Here is a 17,805-nt window from a genome sequence, read left to right as displayed (position 1 = left end):
TAGAAGTAGAGTAGCATTAGTTATGAGTAACGATAATTCCGATAAATCAGAAGATATCTCTATAAACGAGATTGAAAAATGTATTGCCATTTTAGAACGGTTAGTTACTGATACAGATCAAATATTCGAAATCCCAAAGCCACAGCGAACCGCTTTAATTAAAGCTTCAGGACAATTATCGCGTCCTAGTCGTGAGGAATTTTCGCGTCGCAAGAAGGATGCTAAAAAAGCTGAAAAGCGAAAGAAAGCGGCTAGAGATAAAAATGCGAGAAAAGTAACAGGAATTCGAAGCGCAAGAGAAGCACATATTTTTGTAGCGCCTAAATTATTACCAGAAGCCGATCTAAAAGCCAAAGAACAATTAGAGTTAGAATCTCCAAGAAACTGCTACGTTTGTAAAACATTATTCACAAAATTGCATCATTTTTATGATACCATGTGTGAAGAATGTGGTGATTTTAATTATGCTAAACGTTTTCAAACGGCTGATGTTAAAGGTCAAGTGGCTGTCATCACAGGGTCTCGATTAAAGATTGGTTATCATATCACTCTTATGTTATTACGTGGAGGAGCTACGGTTATCGCGACTACGCGTTTTCCTGTCGATTCTGCGTTGCGTTTTTCTAAAGAAGAAGATTTTACAGAATGGGGACATCGCTTAAAAATTCATGGACTTGATTTAAGACATATCCCAAGTGTAGAAATCTTCTGTAATTTTATAGAACAACGTTACGAAAAGCTTGATATCCTTATCAATAATGCCGCACAAACGGTAAGACGTCCAGCTGGTTTTTATAGCCATTTAATGCCAAACGAAGAACGACCAATAGAAGAGTTGCCTAAGTTTGCACGCGATTTACTAAACGATCACTCAGAATGTCTAACAGAGTTACAACAGTTAACGTCTACCGCATCTCCGAATAAAAATATGCCTGTAACTTGGCATGGACCTGAACCAGGAATTGGATTACGTTCATCAGCTAAATTATCACAGATTCCTTATAGTTTTGATAATACGTTGGTGTCTCAAGAAGTTTTTCCTGAAGGAAAATTAGATGCCGATTTACAACAAGTAGATTTACGAAAAACCAACAGTTGGAGATTAAAGCTTGGTGAAATTGAAACCACAGAAATGATTGAGGTTCAACTCGTAAATTCTGTAGCACCATTTGTATTGTGTAATCGCTTGTCTGAAGTGATGAAAAAAGACCACACCGGACAAAAGCACATCATTAATGTATCTGCCATGGAAGGAAAGTTCCACTCGTTTTTTAAGGAAGACCGTCATCCGCATACCAACATGGCAAAAGCCGCTTTAAATATGTTAACGCATACAGCAGCAGGTAGTTTAGCAAAAGAAGGAATTTATATGAATGCCGTTGATACTGGTTGGGTTACCGACGAAGATCCTGCAGAATTAGCAAAACGCAAACAAGACTTACACGATTTCCAACCACCTTTAGATATCGTCGATGGTGCTGCGCGTGTTATGGATCCATTATTTGATGGAATTAATACGGGTAAACATTGGTCTGGTAAATTTTTGAAGGATTACCGACCTATTAGTTGGTAGGTGAAATTGAAACAGAATTCGAAATTGAATTCGAAAACATCTCTCTCTGTCAGGCTGAGCGCAGTCGAAGCTCTTATAAGACACTTTTTATTTCGTAAACACTTCGACTGCGCTCAGTGTGACACATTTTAAATTACCTTTGCAACATAATAAAAATACTATGGCATCATTTTCAGAATTAGGAATACATAAGAATTATATCAAAGGCTTAAAAGAGCTTAATATTATAAATCCAACCGAAATACAAGAAACCGTTATTCCTACATTATTAAAATCGAAAACAGATTTAATAGGCTTAGCGCAAACAGGAACAGGGAAAACGGCGGCTTTTGGCTTACCTGTTTTACATGCTATTGACACGAATAATTCTGATGTACAAGCCTTAATTATTGCTCCAACACGAGAATTGGTGCAACAAATACAAAAGCAACTCTTCCGATTTACGAAGTATATAGATCAGAAGATTTTCTCTGAAGGGGTTTATGGTGGTGAAAAGATTGACCGTCAGATTAAAAACCTAACCAGAACAACGCATATTGTAGTGGCTACACCAGGACGTTTACTCGATTTAGTTGAACGTGGTGCAGTAGATATTTCAAACGTAAAAATCTTAGTTTTAGATGAAGCCGATGAAATGCTAAGTATGGGTTTTAAAGAAGACTTAACCAAGATCTTACAATACAATACTAAGAAAAGAAACACCTGGTTGTTTTCTGCAACAATGCCAGACGAAATTAAAAACATTGTTAAAAACTACATGGCTAAAGATGCGATTCGTGTTGAAGTGAACAAAAATACTTTGGTCAACGAAAACATTTCACATCACTTTATTCATACCTCTATTAAAGACAAAGTGAATTTGATTACCCGCATCCTAGACAGTCGTCAAGATGAAAGAGGTATCATTTTCTGTAAAACAAAGGCTGGCACACAGGCTTTGGCACATCAATTACAAAAAGAAGGTTTTGCTGTCGGCGCTTTAGAAGGTGACATGCAACAAAAGGAACGTGATAAAGTAATGCGTGCTTTTAAAAATGAAAGTTTACAAGTTTTAATTTCTACAGATGTTTCTGCACGCGGTATTGATGTTAATAATCTGGCTTTTATATTACACCACCAATTACCAGAACACTTAGAGTATTATACCCATAGAAGTGGAAGAACTGCAAGAGCTGGTAAAACAGGTCAATCTATTGCATTAATCATCCCTGGGGAGATGCAAAAGGTGTTGGATCTTCAGAAGGCTTTAGGGATAAGCTTTAAAGAAATTTCTCTTTAACACTATTATTAAATAGTTGTGATTCTGTTCTATAGTGGATTCCTGCCTTCGCAGGAATGACAATCTGCAGTATTTTCTAGAATTTTGTATCGAGGAGCATGTGTTTACACGAGGTTCTCTATATAATTTTCATGCTCTAAGATTACTCAATTTCACGTTTTGAATATAAAGCGTTTTCAATATGACATTATTCTCTGAAAAATGGATAAAAATATCCTTGAGTTAGCGAAATTCTTCAAACATCGTCGTACCACATTTTCATTAATTAGTATTATCTTGTGTCATTATTAATTAATAGACAATATTACACCATGATATCATTCTCAATTGAAGACATTAATGCCTTTATAAATGGCGAAGTTGTAGGTTCAACTACAAATAAAATCACAGGATTAGAACAAATTCAGAAAGCAAACGAAAATCAAGCCACCTTTATTGGAAACCGCAAATTTGCAGGTTTATGGAAGGATTCAAAAGCCAGTTTAGCGATTGTTAATGATAATATTGATATTGAACCCGGAGAGAATCGTGTGTTTATTAAGGTAAAGAATGCTGATTTGGCCATGGCTAATTTATTAGAATCATTTGTGCCGAAACCTCCTCATTTTGAAACTGATATTCATCCGTCTGCTATCATAGATCCTTCTGCACAGATAGGTAAGGGCAGTAGAGTTGGAGCAGGCTCTTATATTGGTAAGGATGTAGTATTAGGCGAAAATGTTACTATCTATCCGAATGTGACCATTTTAGATGAAACTACAATTGGGGATCAAACCGTTATTTGGTCTGGTACTGTAATTAGAGAACGTTCAGTTATTGGTAGCCATTGTATTTTTCATAATAATGTGAGTATTGGTGCTGATGGTTTTGGCTATCGTCCTAGTGATGATGGTAGAGGCTTAGTTAAGATTCCACATATTGGGAATGTAGTGATTGGAAATGCTGTAGAAATAGGAGCCAACTCTTGTGTAGATCGTGGTAAATTCAGTTCTACTATTCTTGGTGACGGTTGTAAGATTGATAATCTCGTTCAAATAGCACATAACTGTGTACTTGGCCGTTCTTGTATCATGGCAGGAAGTTCTGGCCTTGCAGGTTCTGTAACTTTAGGTGATGGTGTTGTTATTGGCGGTTCTGCGTCTATAAAAGATCATACCACCATTCATTCTGGGGCTACTGTTGGTGCAGGTTCTGGAGTAATGGGAGATGTAGCTGCAGGAAAAACAGTATTGGGTTATCCTGCGGTTGACTCTAGAGAAATGTTGAAGCAATGGGTGGCGCTTAGAAAACTGGCGAGGTAATTAGCTATTAGTAGTTATCTTTTAGTTGTTCTCGGATATGCATAATATCAGCACAAAATAAGAGTACTTATATTAAAACAAGCATATTGACGTCACTTCGAGTTCGATTTCTTTTTAGAGATTTCACTCAAAGTGACGTTGTATTATATAAATAAACTTAAGCTGATTTCTGTTCTACATTTTGCTTTAAATGCAATAAACCAGCTACCATACCATCTAACTCATGTTCTAAGAAGGTAGCGTTTCTTTTACTAAACCCTTTAATGCTATTGGCATAGAGTTCTACACCACAATGTTTTATGCTTACACTATACGTGTCATTTTCTGCATCTAATTGCACTGAAGTTCTGTAATCGCTTGATACTAATAACCAGTAACATAAACTATTAATCTGGTTAAACAATGAGAATTTTGTTTCCATAATATTTAGATTTAATAGATAGAGGGAGATCTGTGGACAAAGTTATACGTCAATGGCTTTGCTGTGAAACTTGTTTGTTGTAGGCCTATGTTTTTCCGACAAGCTGTTTTTAAACGCTTAAAAATCGGATGATTAACGTTATATTATTTGTGGCATCATATTTGAATACTACTAAGTAATTATTAAAATTTAAATATAATACAATGAGTAAAGGAACAGTAAAATTCTTCAACGATGCTAAAGGCTTCGGATTTATTACAGAAGAAGGTTCAAACCAAGAACATTTTGTCCACATTTCTGGATTAATCGATGAGATTCGTGAAGGCGATACCGTTGAATTTGATCTTACAGAAGGCAAAAAAGGATTAAACGCCATAAACGTAAAAGTTATTTAATATATCGCTTAACCTCAGTTATGAAAGCCCATCACATTAGTGATGGGCTTTTTTTATTCCTTTAAAATTACGTTTTAAGTATTAACCAATCATGATGGATTTTGCATTTACAAATTCTTTCATGCCAAAGCCTCCATGTTCTCTACCAAACCCAGAATCTTTTACACCACCAAATGGCATGTTAGGATAGGCTGTACCGAATTTATTTATAAAGACCATTCCTGTATCGAAATGCTTTTCGGCGAGTTCTATAGCATGCTCTACGTTCTTTGAGAAAATCCCTCCACCCAATCCAAAACGGCTATCGTTAGCAATACGCATGGCATCATTTTCATCTTTAGCTTTAATTAATGCTGCTACAGGTCCGAATAACTCATCATCGTAAGCGGGTTGTCCTGGGTTTACATTTTCTAATACGGTAGCAGGATAGAAGAAACCTTCTCCCTCTGGTACGGTTCCTCCGCACAATAATTTTGCACCATTGTCAATACTTTTTTCCACTTGTTCGTGTAGTGTTTCTCTTAGATCTTCTCTAGCAATTGGTCCTAATTTGGTGTCCTTATTCATGGGATTGCCCATTTTAAGATCTTTCATGGCATTTACAAAAGCTTCTTTAAATTGGTCATATACCGCTTCAACCACCACAAAGCGTTTAGCTGCAATACAGGTTTCACCATTGTTATAGATTCTTCCCATAACAGACGTCTTAACCGCCAATTCAATATCGGCATCTTCTAAAACAATGTAAGCATCGTTACTTCCTAGCTCTAGAACTGATTTCTTTAAGGCTTTTCCTGCTTTTTCACCGATAATCTCGCCTGCTTTAGGACTTCCTGTTAAGGTGATACCTCTTACGAGTTTATGGTTGATAACCACATCGGATTGGTCGTGATCTATTAATAAGACGCTAAACAAATCCTTTGGTAATCCTGCCGCTATGAAAATAGATTCTAAAAGTTTTGCTGTTCCTGTGACGTTGGCAGCATGTTTTAAAAGCACGCTGTTTCCTGCCATAAGGTTGGTAATGGTATAACGAATTACTTGATATGATGGATAGTTCCATGGTTGAATACCATAAATGACACCCATAGGAGCGTAGGTAATGATTCCTTTACTACCATCTTGTAATTCGCGTTCTTCATTTTTTAGGAATTCTGAAGCATTATCTGCGGAATACTCACAAATACCAGCACATAAATCGACTTCTTGCTGACTCTGTTTTAAGAGTTTCCCCATTTCATTAGTCATTAGTTCTGCCAATTCAGGTTTATAATTGAGTAACTCTTTTCCTATGGATTTAATAATCTTTCCACGGTCTTCAAACGACTTGGTTTTCCAAGCTTTAAAGGCGTCGTGCGAATTTTTAATGGTGGATGCAATCTCTTCATCCGTCATGTAGCCATATGACTTAAGCGTTTTACCGGTTGTAGGGTTTATTGTTGTTATATCTTTTTTTACTGTTGTCGTTTTCATGTGTCGCTATTTTTTATGATTTCTCTCAAAGATGCGATTCTATCTGAGGTATGATTAACGGTATTCTTAAAAATATTGACCTATATAATAGTAGTTGATTAACGACGCTGCTTACTATAGGATTTAGCTTTAGCATTAATAGAATTTGCAAACGCGATAATGATACGGTAACACAATATGTAATTTAGAGCATTCCGATATTGGAATTACAATTAAAATTATTAAAAAGACCACGCTATGTTAAAACCAAGACAGAAAACACCCGATTTAACTATAAATTTAACCAACGGTACGGAATGGACGTTGAGCAAACAAGATCCAGAAGCGTTTACACTCATTATTGTATATAGAGGGCTCCATTGTCCGGTGTGTAAAACATACTTAGAAGAATTACAAACCAAATTATCTAAATTTGAAAACCTAGGAGTTAATGTCATAGCTATTAGTAGTGAAACAAAAGCATTAGCCATGAAGACTACAGAAGAATGGGAGATAGGCGACGTGCCTTTGGGTTATGAGTTTCCAATAGAAGATGCAAGAGAATGGGGTTTATTTATTTCTAAAGGGATTAAGGATGAGCCAGATACCTTTATAGAACCAGGATTGTTTGTGATACGACCAAATCAGGAATTGTATTGTGCATCTATACAAACGATGCCATTTGCTAGACCAGGATTAGATGATGTTATTGGTGCTATAAAATTTGTATTGAGCAAAGATTATCCGGCTAGAGGAGAGGCTTAATCAATAGGTATTAGGTATTAGGTATTAGGTATTAGGTATTAGGTAAAAGAACAACATCCTATTTAATGAGCGAAACACATCCATTTAAAATTAAACACTTACCACGATTACTGGCTGATGCTGGTAAATCGTGGTTTAACAGTGAACCATTTCAGCGTAGTGCTATTGTGGCTTATTATGCTGTATTGTCCTTACCAGCTTTAGTAATTATTATTCTAAAAGTGGTAGGAGGTGTTTGGGGAGAGGATATTGTAAGAGGAGAATTACTAGGGGAAATATCTAGTGCTATTGGTGCCGATGCTGCAGATGCTATAAGAACCATGATTGAAAACCAAAGTGGAGAAACGACCTCTGTATTTGCTACAATCATTGGTATAGGAACCTTACTCTATGGTTCTACTGGTGTGTTTTTTCAGTTGCAATCTGCATTAGACACTATTTGGGAGCAGGAGCCAGCGTATAAAAATGACGTAGTGGCAACGCTTATGAGTCGTGTGAAGAGTTTTGGATTTATCTTGATTTTAGGGTTTTTACTATTAACGAGTTTTGTATTAACCTCATTACTCAGTACATTTAGTCGACAACTTAACCGGTTTTTGCCCGATGATTTGTTTGATTATTTGTTTGTGGTGGACTTTTTAGTGTCCTTAACTTTTATCTATGTGCTGTTTGCGACCATGTTTAAGTATTTACCATCCGCTAAAATATCTTGGAAATCGGTACGTGTTGGTGCTGCTTTAACCACGTTTATGTTTTTGATTGGTAAGTATCTCTTGGCGTTATACTTTAATAAAATGGAACCCGGATCCACGTATGGTGCGGCAGGTTCTATTATTTTAATTATGCTCTGGGTGTCATATTCGAGCTTAATATTGCTGTATGGTGCGCATTTTACCAAGCAATACGCCAATAAGTACGTTAAGAATGATCACATATCATAATATAATTAGGGTAATACCATAATCTAGAAATTCTATAAAAAAGCTTATCAACATAATGATAAGCTTTTTTTTGTATTTTAATCCCATGAAATTCTTTAACAAATCTAGATTTAAGATGTTACAAGGGAAACGATTATCTAATTACATCGTTTATGCCTTAGGTGAAATTATACTTGTGGTTATCGGTATTCTTATTGCCTTATGGATTAATAATTGGAATAAGGAGCAACAAATAGCAACTGCCAATAACGATCTTCAAGAAAAGGTTTTAGCCCAGTTGGAGCGTGATATAAATGCAATTGACGACTTCAGTAAGGAATTAAATATTCTGGATCAATACTTTTTAAAACTATTAAAACGAGCGCATGACAGTACATTGGTTAATGAAAACAAAATGATTTCGGCTGTGCTGTTTGATGTTAAAGATTTAGGTCTAAGCAAGCAGAGTGTCAATTGGATTGATGCTGCACAATTAGATAATAGTAAAGCGTCTGAAATGCTTGTTAATGTTAGTCAGATGTATAAATTGTATTTTAAAAATATTGATGATATTGAAACCTTTATCTATAAAAAGACCACTTCAAATCTTGAATATTTAGAAGCTACACAATCTTGGTATACGGCATTAATTACGGACTTAAACTGTAATGCCGATTGTTCGGACTATTTGTTAAATGATCCTTCTCATCACGCCAGAATAGCCTCTCTTAGGTTATTATACATTGATAATTATGCTGAATTGGTTCGTGCGTTTTATTTTGACCTCAAACATTATAAAGAACAACTAGAGACGTCTTTATAGCATTACAAATAAACAGCATCGAATGAAGTTATTTAATACATTTAGATTTAAAATGATAGAAGGGAAGCGCTTAAAGAATTATCTCTTCTATGCTATTGGAGAAATCATATTAGTGGTTATTGGTATTTTGGTAGCTGTTAGCATTAATAATTTTAATGAAGCTACAAAAGCTGAAGAAGAACTAGTAAAGGTTGCTGTGCAACTACAGCAAAAGCTAATTACTGATCTAGCGATTGTTAAAGAGACGCGCGCTGAGATTAATGAGAATTTAAAGTTGTATAATTTGTATCTTAAACAGAATAAAACGGATTCGGAACGCATTGCAATTGCGCTACAAGCTCCGTTTTTAGTGACACTTAATATTCAGTTTTTACCTGTGAATCCAATATTCTATTTTACATAATATAAATTATAGGACAAATGCTATTATTGGTTATTTACTAAGAACATACCATTAGTCAACTATAATGATATTATGTAAAATACCCAGAAACATACGTTTTCATTACAATAAACAGAATTTGGGTCATTAATCTTTATCCTTTAATATATTTTACATTTTAGAATTGATTGAACATTGGTCCTATAATTTGTCGTTATGTCAAATGTCCGCTGTCAAACGCTCGATTGCTTTATAAAATCAAATTGCTCTGGCAATTTATTTTGTACACAATTATCCAACGCTTGCCAGCCGCACAATAAAAGCTAGCTTTTTACTTCTTTTAAAAATCGCGTAAACGATAAAATGTACTTGATAAAAAATTTTAGACGATTCTAGTGGATTGCCACAAGAGCATAAATTTTGAAAAAAACAAAATTCTATGCACTTGTTATATGTAGAATTCCAAACTGGCTTTTTTTAAGTTTCTATATCTTTTGTCTTGAAACAAAAGAAACAAAAATTCAAGGCGGCATATAATTTTGGAAACAATTAACGGCTCATTCGCTATATTTTAGGAAACTTCTGAATTGATTGAGATTGCTTTTGAAGTCCCATTTATAGTTAGACTTCTTTACTTTATGTATTACTAAACCCCTAAAATATGTACGCTCATTTCGCCTATTGTTTTAACCAAAATTTTATGAGGCCGAGCTAAACATTGATATTATATTTTACATAATTTTAATGATTACATTTCTACAGGAATAACTTTTTCAAACAAATCAGAAATTAAATACTGAAGCGAATCTGAGTTAACCTCTCTAAAATAACCTAATAAGTCTTGCGTTGTTGCATATCTATCTGTATCCATTTTTAATTTACCGTTTGTGGTATTCCAATCTTCAAGAAAACATCTCAACGCCTTATTGACGTTCTCCTCTCCTATTGCTTTTTGAAACTCATACATATTAATCGCTCCTTTAGCATAATAGATGTAGTCTTGATCTTCTACCAATGCCAATGATGGTTCTTTTGCATCTTCTCTATCTTTCCCTTTTTTATAATCCTCTTTTTGCGTTTCTAAAAATTGTAATACTTTTTCTTCAGAATAGTGTTGCTTTAATACCATAACTGCTGCGTATTGTGACAAAGTTTCTAGTATGGTTAATCGTCCTTTAACATTTGCTGCTTCTACTTGCATGCCAAACCATTGGTGCGCAATTTCGTGTGCTGTGACATAAAATGCCATGTCAACATCTTTTTTATCATCAATGTCTAACACAAAACCGATAGCTTCTGAAAATGGAATGGTTCCAGGGAATGATTGTGCAAATTCGGCATAACGCGGAAATTCCATAATACGCAATTGCTCGTATTGATAAGGACTAAAATTATGACTAAAATATGCTAACGACGCTTTCATAGACGTCATCATTCTGTCAATATTGTAATCGTGTGCTTTATGATAATAAATTTCAAGATCCACAGGTTTTGCTACAGAATCTTGATTTGTTATCCATTGGTCTTTCTTTATTTCATATTCAGCTGAAACGATGGAATAAAAATTAATGATTGGTTGATTCATTTTATAATGAAAATAGTTGCGGTTATTTTCTGTCCATTTTCTCAATAAATTTCCTGGTACTAAAGCAGTTTGGTCTTTTGAAGTACCAATAATCATCTCAAAATTAATGCCATCAGAATCACTTCCTGACCTTGCATTTTTGAGCTCATTGGCATCATCTCTATCTGCTGTACGAATTCTTATAGGCAAACCATAATCTTTGCGTTCATCAGCATCGTTTAGTTCATATTTTCTATTATAGCCTATTGTTGGTAAATCTGTATTATTAAAAAATGTACCGTTATTATTGATGTTTACATTAGAGTTTCCAGATTCAAATCCTCTTGTGGTAAAGCTTTGCTTGAAATGCATTTTTATAGCATCTCCAGGTTTTAAAGCTGTATTTAGATTAAAAATTGAATAATCAAACTTTTTATATTGCTTATCGGTTGTAAACTCGTCTTCAAAAGAGATACTATCTAAAGTAATATTCTCTTCCAGAAGTTTTTGAATGTGAATGGATTTGACGTCTTCTGTAGTAGTGTTTTTCAACATATAGTAACCTTCTACTGTATAATCTCGTGTTGTAGGATATAGTTCTACTCGCAAGTTGATATCTATTATTTTTGGTTGTAGTATATATTCAAACTGTTTGAGTTCTTTCTCATAAGCGACTCTAAAGTCTGTCGCTTCAGAATTTGTCCAGTAAGTGTTTAAAATATTAGTATTATAAAAGATAAAGCTTCCGATAGTTATAAATAGTAAACAGACCATAGCTGTTAGTTTTAAAAGTGGCTTGCTTAATCTGTATTTACTTGCTTTTATACGGTTCCAAAAATTGGTTTCTGTACCTCTAATGTTTACTAATGAGCCTATAATTAGCAAAAGCAATCCGAAAAGAAACCAGTACGATTTAATAATGAGATATGGTTTTAAAAAATGGCCATAACCATTCATATCTGAATAGGCTCCTAAAGCGCTTCCGCCAAAGAAATATAAATCGTGGTCGAACCCAAATAAGCCTAAAGCGGTATTGCTAATAAAAAATACAATCACCAACATAACACCTACAAACTTATGATTTGCAATAGATTGAATAAAAAATGCAATGTATGTGTATAAGGCTAAAAACGGTAAAATTTCTAAAAAGAAACCAGATAAATAAATCTGAAATTCATATTTATAATAGCCACTTAATGTTTGAAATATAATTCCTGAACAAATTAAAGTAAGCATTAATACCACGTAAATTAAATTCAATCCAATATATTTACCTAGCAACTTTAAAAAGCTAGACATTGGTGTTGCATCATAAATTAAATCTAGTTTGGCACCTCGCTCTTTCCATACCAATTCACCTGAATAAAACACTAAAAGGATAATAAAGAAATACATGGATGTTTCTTTAAGCTCTTCTACCATAAAATAGGTTGCTGGATAACTATCCACTCCATATACAGTTCCAAGATTAACTGAATTAATAAGGATAATAATCATACCACAAATAACAATGCCCCAAAATGATGCTTGCTTAAAAATACCTATGAAATAAAACCAAGTGAACTGTTTTAATTGGTTCCATTTTGATTGTAAACCATAGTGTTTTTTAGCTTTTGGAATCATGACATCATTACCGTCTTTGGTAATCTTATGAGTTACTATTTGTGATTTCTTTCTCTTAAAACGCTTTTCTTTAACTACATTAAAATTGAATTTTTTATAGCCATAAATCATTGCGATGATTCCAAGAGCTACCCAAAATAGTTTGTTATATAGCAATGCGCCAAAAAACGGAAGATCTTGTGTACTCTTTTCTAAAGCAGACCAAGATTTTGTTACAAAAGTGGTTGTTGTTAGTGAAAATGGATCTAGTATGGCTTGCCAAAACTCATTAGTAACGGCTTTGGTTAGCATAAAAATTACAAAAATAATAATACCTTGTGTATATACAACCACTAGGTTTCTAGTTAATGCACCAGTGACAAAAAATAGCAATGCACCAAAAAATAAGGTTGGCAAGGTTATCATCATAAATGTCTTTATATATAGCATGGCATTAAATGCTAATAGATTTTCTGGATTATGCCATGGCATAAATTCACCCAGCATCATACCAAACAAAATCCCCGTAAATGCAAATAATAACACTGTAAACGCTCCTAAAAACCGACCTAATAAATAATCTTTTTTGTTGATTGGTGTGGTAAACATTAAGGATTCTATATTGTATTCAAAATCTCTTAAGACTGACACACCCATAATCATGGATGCCAAAATCATAAATAGTCCTGTGATAGCTCCCATCGTCTTGGCAATCACTATAGGTGAGTTTTTTTTCATGAATCCAATATCAGATCCTTGAAAAATAAAGTCTACACCAACAATTGAAAATAAAAAGAGAAATAGAAAGAACACATAGGTGTCTGCACGTTTAATGCGATATTGTATTTCGAACTTAAAAATATTGTACCACATAATTATATAGATTTAGCGTTCGTATTATTAAATATTTCAGAGAAATACACATCTTCTAATTCGGCATTAATAAGCGAAAAGCCATCTCCAGGGTTCACATCGCTTAAAATGTGAATGGTTGGTTTTCCTAGAAACAGCTTTTCACTAATGACTAAATAATTTTGCTTGTATGCTTTTAATTCTGACTTTTCGATTGTTTTTTTATAGACTCTGTCTTTTAGGTTTTCTAGTATTTGTAATGGATTTCCCTTTAAGCAAACTTGGCCTTGATTAATGATTGCCATGTTGGTACAAAGCTCTTTAACATCATCAACAATATGAGTAGATAAGATCACAACTGTGTGTTCTCCTAATTCGCTTAACACATTATAAAATCGATTACGTTCTACAGGATCTAATCCTGCCGTTGGTTCATCGACAATAAGTAGTTTAGGATCATTAAGTAAGGCTTGTGCAATGCCAAAGCGTTGCTTCATTCCACCAGAATAGCCTTTAAGATTTTGTTTTCTAACGTCGTATAAATTGGTTTTATGCAAAAGCGCATCTACCAAGTCTTTACGCTCACCATTATGAGTGATCCCTTTTAGAACCGCAAAATGATTGAGTAATACTTCCGCAGATATTTTAGGATACAACCCAAATTGCTGTGGTAAGTATCCTAAAACTTGTCTCAACTCGTTTTTTTGTCTTAACACATCGATGTCTCCAAGTGTAATAGAGCCATTGTCTGCTTCTTGTAATGTTGCAATGGTTCTCATTAAAGTAGATTTACCAGCACCATTTGGGCCTAATAAGCCAAACATTCCTGTTGGGATTTTTAATGAAATATTTTGCAATGCTTTAACACCATTAGAGTAGGTTTTAGATAAATTGTCAATAATGAGTTCCATAAGTGTTCGTTTTTTGATTGATTGACACAAACATATATGTGATTTTAGCCTATATAAAATGTTAGTGACACAAGTATAGGTTTTAGTGATAAACAGATTAATCTATGTTATAAAGGCTTCTTAAAACACCTTTAAGATTGTTTGTCACTGATTAGATACTGTTTGTCAACTAATTTGTTTGAGGTGTTTTATTTAATTAATATTGATTTATGAAGTTGAATATATCAGACAGAAAAAAGAAAATTATAACGCGATTTTATAAAATAGCGATTGTTATTATAGGCTTAGTCATCGTAATTTTTAATGATACTTTTGGCAGATTAGAAGGGTTTGTAGAATTTATTGCTTTCTATTTTATACTTGTTTTTATTACCATTTCACATTGGCTTTTTAAACAAATCAAATCTATTATTAGATTAAAGAATGAAAAAGCAAAAACAGAATTATTACATTTAAAAAGTCAGGTTAACCCTCATTTCTTTTTTAATATGCTTAATAACCTTTATGGTTTGGTAGATAAAGATTCAAAGAAAGCTCAAGAACTCATCCTAAAACTTTCTGATATGATGCGTTATAGTATTTATGAAGGAGATAAGGACACTGTTTTATTGTCTGAAGAGATTACTTATCTACAAAACTATATTGAACTTCATAAAATGCGTTATCATAAGGTTATTGACGTGCAATTTAATATTGATGTAAAGAACAATGATTATGAAATAATGCCTCTTCTATTTATTATTCTTTTAGAGAATGCATTTAAACATGGTGTAGAAAATCTAAGAGCGCATGCTTATGTGCATATAAATTTAGAAGCACAGAGTAATGACGTGAATTTTGAAATTGAGAATAATTTTGATGTATCACAAGACAATCATGAAGTTGGAATTGGCTTAAATAATTTAAGACGACGATTAGAGTTGGTCTATCCAAAAAGTCATACTTTAACAATAGATAAAACTGATAACATATATAATGCTAAATTGACTATAAAAAAATTATGATTACATATATAATAATAGATGACGAGCATATCGCACACGATATTATAAAAGGCTATTGTGATATGTTGCCAAATTTAGAATTTAAAGCAGATTGTTACGACGCCATTGAAGCTATTGATTATTTATGCAAATATGAAGTAGATCTCATATTTTTAGATTTAAACATGCCCAAATTAAAAGGGTTTGAATTTTTAAAAACCTTATCATCTCCTCCAAAAGTTATTGTAACCACAGCATATAGTGAGTTTGCTATTGAAGGCTACGAATTAAATGTGATCGACTATTTATTAAAACCATTTAGTTTTGAGCGCTTTTTAAGTGCTATTAATAAAGTGACATCTTCTAATACAAGTACAGTAAAAAAGCAAACTATTACAAACCAAGAACCCGAAGAAAAACATATTTTTTTAAAACAAAATAATATTCATATTCAAGTAGATTTAGACTCCATATTGTTTGTTGAAGCCTCTGGGAACTACACAAAAGTCGTTACGACAAAAGATATTATAACTATCCGCGAAAAAATATCTGACACCATACAGTTACTTTCGGATACAGATTTTATTCAAGTTCACAAATCATTTGCGGTTGCAAAAAAGCATATCAAGAGCATAGAAGGGAATAGAATACATATTTCAGATCATATTGTACCAATAGGAAAACTTTACAAAGCAAATATCAACCAACTTTTTAAATAAACTTGAATTGATTATAACTATTTCATTCCATACACATTTTCATCCACTACTACACCCTAACGAAAAAGAGTATTCCATTAACTAAGTAAAGAAAGTTATAGATTAAATTTTTTTTAGAAACATGAGTGCTAACATGCGCTTTTAACCAAAGCCCATGTTGTACATAACGCAAGTACATTATAGGACAAATGCTATTCTTGGTTATTTGATAAGAACATACCATTAGTCAACTATAATGATATTATGTAAAATACCCAGAAACACTTGTTTTCATTACAATAAACGGAACTTGGGTCATTAATCTTTATCCTTTAATATATTTTACATTTTAGAATTGATTGAACATTGGTCCTATAATTTGTCGTTATGTCAAATGTCCGCTGTCAAACGCATATTGCGTTGATAAAATCAAATTACTATTGTAATTTATTTTATATGCAATTTCCAGCCGCTTGCCAGCCGCACAATAAAAGCTAGCTTTTTACTTCTTTTAAAAATCGCCTAAACGACAAAATGTACGCGATAAAAAATTTTAGACGATTCTCGTGGATTGCCACAAGAGCATAAATTTTGAGAAATCGAGTTTTTACGAGATTCACGAACTCAATTAAAGTTTTCGCAAATAATAAAATACGTGAGTAAAAACAAAATTCTATGCACTTGTTATATTTAGAATTCCAAATTGGCTTTTTTTTAGTTTACAATAATAAGTAAAGTCCAAATCCAATTTGACCTATTAAATGGTTTAAATATTAACCAAAATTTTATGATGCTACTTCGACACTATGGCTTTCGTTAATAGCAGTATCTTCCTGGTATTCATTTATATAATAATCCTTCATTGTTTTTAAAATTTCTTGGACTACTGTTACTACAACTGCATTTCCTAATTGCTTATATGCTTGTGCATTTGAAACTGGAAATTTAAAATCATCAGGAAAGCCTTGTATTCTAGCTGCTTCTTTAACAGAAAGTTTCCTTCCAATATCCCAAAGTTTTGGGACTCTGTTCGCTATTATTGTGCATGCATAAGTATCTAAACAGGAATAAAATGCTTCCTGAATTTGAGTTTTAGATCTATCACCAACATGAAATCTTAAAGAACCATCTGGCTTTTGAAATGAAAAAACACCATGCTTCCCTTTTTTAGTATTTGGATTGTATTTTGAACTATCATGTTTCACTCTGATCTCTTCTGCATTATTAAAATGATATTTTATTCTTTCTAATTCAAAATCAGTAATATTTAAAGACTCATCATTAATGTTTACATCAATAATTTCTCTTAATGTTGAGCCCTTCTTATTGCCTACAGGAAACTTAAAATCAATAGTTTTATCAAAACCAACACAATACCATCTTTCTCTTTTTTGTGGAACACCAAAATCATGACTATTAAGAATTTTCCAATGGATGTCATATCCAAGGTCAATTAAACTATTCTCAATAACTTTTAAAGTTTCACCACCATTATGTGATTTTAGTCCCTTAACATTCTCTAATAAGAACATTTTTGGTCTTTTATTTTTTAAAATCCTTAAAATATCAAAAAATAACGTTCCTCTAGTTTTATCTTCAAATCCCTCATTTCTTCCAGAATAACTAAAAGGTTGACATGGAAATCCACCTAATAAAATATCAAAATCTGGCACATCATTTTCAGATATTTTTGTGATATCTCCTTCTGGGTAATCTCCAAAATTTTCTTTATAAGTTTCACGAGCAAATTTATCAATATCAGAAGAAAACACACACTCACCTCCTACTGCTTCCATAGCTTTCCTAAAACCTCCAATACCACAAAATAAATCTATATACCTCATTTAAATTTTTCCTTATTACAAATATTTCTAAAATAGCAAA

Annotated in this window: 15 protein-coding genes; 10 read left to right on the top strand and 5 right to left on the bottom strand. The window is 33.1% G+C overall.

Going from position 1 to position 17,805, the window contains the following annotated elements; translation table 11 throughout:
* The first annotated feature begins 22 nt into the window (after positions 1 to 22).
* The 3 genes from HM992_RS13055 to lpxD all read left to right on the top strand — a co-directional run bounded on the left by HM992_RS13055 (position 23) and on the right by lpxD (position 4,153).
* The gene (locus tag HM992_RS13055; protein WP_179319980.1) at positions 23 to 1,573 is read left to right on the top strand and encodes an SDR family NAD(P)-dependent oxidoreductase; all 1,551 of its coding nucleotides are present in this window, start codon (positions 23 to 25) and stop codon (positions 1,571 to 1,573) included.
* A 160-nt stretch (positions 1,574 to 1,733) separates the two neighbouring features.
* A complete protein-coding gene (locus tag HM992_RS13050; protein WP_179319979.1) occupies positions 1,734 to 2,852 on the top strand; it encodes a DEAD/DEAH box helicase in 1,119 nt (372 codons plus the stop codon).
* A 311-nt stretch (positions 2,853 to 3,163) separates the two neighbouring features.
* A complete protein-coding gene (gene lpxD, locus HM992_RS13045) occupies positions 3,164 to 4,153 on the top strand; it encodes a UDP-3-O-(3-hydroxymyristoyl)glucosamine N-acyltransferase (RefSeq protein WP_179319978.1) in 990 nt (329 codons plus the stop codon).
* A 157-nt stretch (positions 4,154 to 4,310) separates the two neighbouring features.
* On the opposite strand, the gene HM992_RS13040 is transcribed toward lpxD, so the two are convergent.
* A complete protein-coding gene (locus HM992_RS13040) occupies positions 4,311 to 4,574 on the bottom strand; it encodes a hypothetical protein (protein ID WP_178985407.1) in 264 nt (87 codons plus the stop codon).
* Between the two features lie 203 nt (positions 4,575 to 4,777).
* Here HM992_RS13040 and HM992_RS13035 point away from each other — a divergent pair, with 203 nt between their 5' ends.
* Entirely contained in the window at positions 4,778 to 4,969 is a 192-nt protein-coding gene (locus HM992_RS13035) for a cold-shock protein (RefSeq protein ID WP_178985406.1), read from the top strand.
* 81 nt (positions 4,970 to 5,050) lie between these two features.
* On the opposite strand, the gene HM992_RS13030 is transcribed toward HM992_RS13035, so the two are convergent.
* The gene (locus tag HM992_RS13030; protein WP_179319977.1) at positions 5,051 to 6,442 is read right to left on the bottom strand and encodes an NAD-dependent succinate-semialdehyde dehydrogenase; all 1,392 of its coding nucleotides are present in this window, start codon (positions 6,440 to 6,442) and stop codon (positions 5,051 to 5,053) included.
* A gap of 237 nt (positions 6,443 to 6,679) precedes the next feature.
* Between HM992_RS13030 and HM992_RS13025 the strand changes: the two genes are divergently transcribed.
* From HM992_RS13025 to HM992_RS13010, 4 genes are all read left to right on the top strand, one after another.
* Positions 6,680 to 7,186 carry a redoxin domain-containing protein gene (locus tag HM992_RS13025; RefSeq protein ID WP_179319976.1) on the top strand — a complete coding sequence of 169 codons (507 nt, stop codon included), beginning with the start codon at positions 6,680 to 6,682 and terminating at the stop codon, positions 7,184 to 7,186.
* A gap of 65 nt (positions 7,187 to 7,251) precedes the next feature.
* The gene (locus HM992_RS13020) at positions 7,252 to 8,127 is read left to right on the top strand and encodes a YihY/virulence factor BrkB family protein (RefSeq protein ID WP_179319975.1); all 876 of its coding nucleotides are present in this window, start codon (positions 7,252 to 7,254) and stop codon (positions 8,125 to 8,127) included.
* 85 nt (positions 8,128 to 8,212) lie between these two features.
* The gene (locus HM992_RS13015; RefSeq protein WP_179318027.1) at positions 8,213 to 8,929 is read left to right on the top strand and encodes a hypothetical protein; all 717 of its coding nucleotides are present in this window, start codon (positions 8,213 to 8,215) and stop codon (positions 8,927 to 8,929) included.
* A 22-nt stretch (positions 8,930 to 8,951) separates the two neighbouring features.
* On the top strand, positions 8,952 to 9,332 hold the full coding sequence (locus HM992_RS13010; protein ID WP_179319974.1) for a DUF6090 family protein: 381 nt from the start codon (positions 8,952 to 8,954) through the stop codon (positions 9,330 to 9,332).
* A 727-nt stretch (positions 9,333 to 10,059) separates the two neighbouring features.
* On the opposite strand, the gene HM992_RS13005 is transcribed toward HM992_RS13010, so the two are convergent.
* Positions 10,060 to 13,350: an ABC transporter permease/M1 family aminopeptidase gene (locus HM992_RS13005; RefSeq protein WP_179319973.1), complete on the bottom strand. Its 3,291-nt coding sequence runs from the start codon at positions 13,348 to 13,350 to the stop codon at positions 10,060 to 10,062.
* A 2-nt stretch (positions 13,351 to 13,352) separates the two neighbouring features.
* Complete coding sequence (locus HM992_RS13000; protein WP_178985400.1) at positions 13,353 to 14,240, bottom strand: ABC transporter ATP-binding protein; 888 nt, start codon at positions 14,238 to 14,240, stop codon at positions 13,353 to 13,355.
* Between the two features lie 209 nt (positions 14,241 to 14,449).
* Between HM992_RS13000 and HM992_RS12995 the strand changes: the two genes are divergently transcribed.
* Together HM992_RS12995 and HM992_RS12990 are read left to right on the top strand one after the other, a co-directional pair.
* Positions 14,450 to 15,244, top strand: a complete 795-nt coding sequence (locus tag HM992_RS12995; protein ID WP_179319972.1) for a sensor histidine kinase — start codon at positions 14,450 to 14,452, stop codon at positions 15,242 to 15,244.
* Positions 15,241 to 15,942, top strand: coding sequence for a LytR/AlgR family response regulator transcription factor (locus HM992_RS12990; RefSeq protein WP_178985398.1), 702 nt, complete (start codon positions 15,241 to 15,243; stop codon positions 15,940 to 15,942). The genes HM992_RS12995 and HM992_RS12990 overlap by 4 nt, the downstream gene beginning before the upstream one ends.
* Positions 15,943 to 16,706: 764 nt before the next feature.
* On the opposite strand, the gene dcm is transcribed toward HM992_RS12990, so the two are convergent.
* A complete protein-coding gene (dcm, locus tag HM992_RS12985) occupies positions 16,707 to 17,765 on the bottom strand; it encodes a DNA (cytosine-5-)-methyltransferase (RefSeq protein ID WP_179319971.1) in 1,059 nt (352 codons plus the stop codon).
* Positions 17,766 to 17,805 lie beyond the last annotated feature (40 nt).

It is taken from the genome of Winogradskyella helgolandensis (genome assembly GCF_013404085.1).
Lineage (GTDB): Bacteria > Bacteroidota > Bacteroidia > Flavobacteriales > Flavobacteriaceae > Winogradskyella > Winogradskyella helgolandensis.
This window is presented reverse-complemented; position numbering and strand designations above follow the sequence as displayed.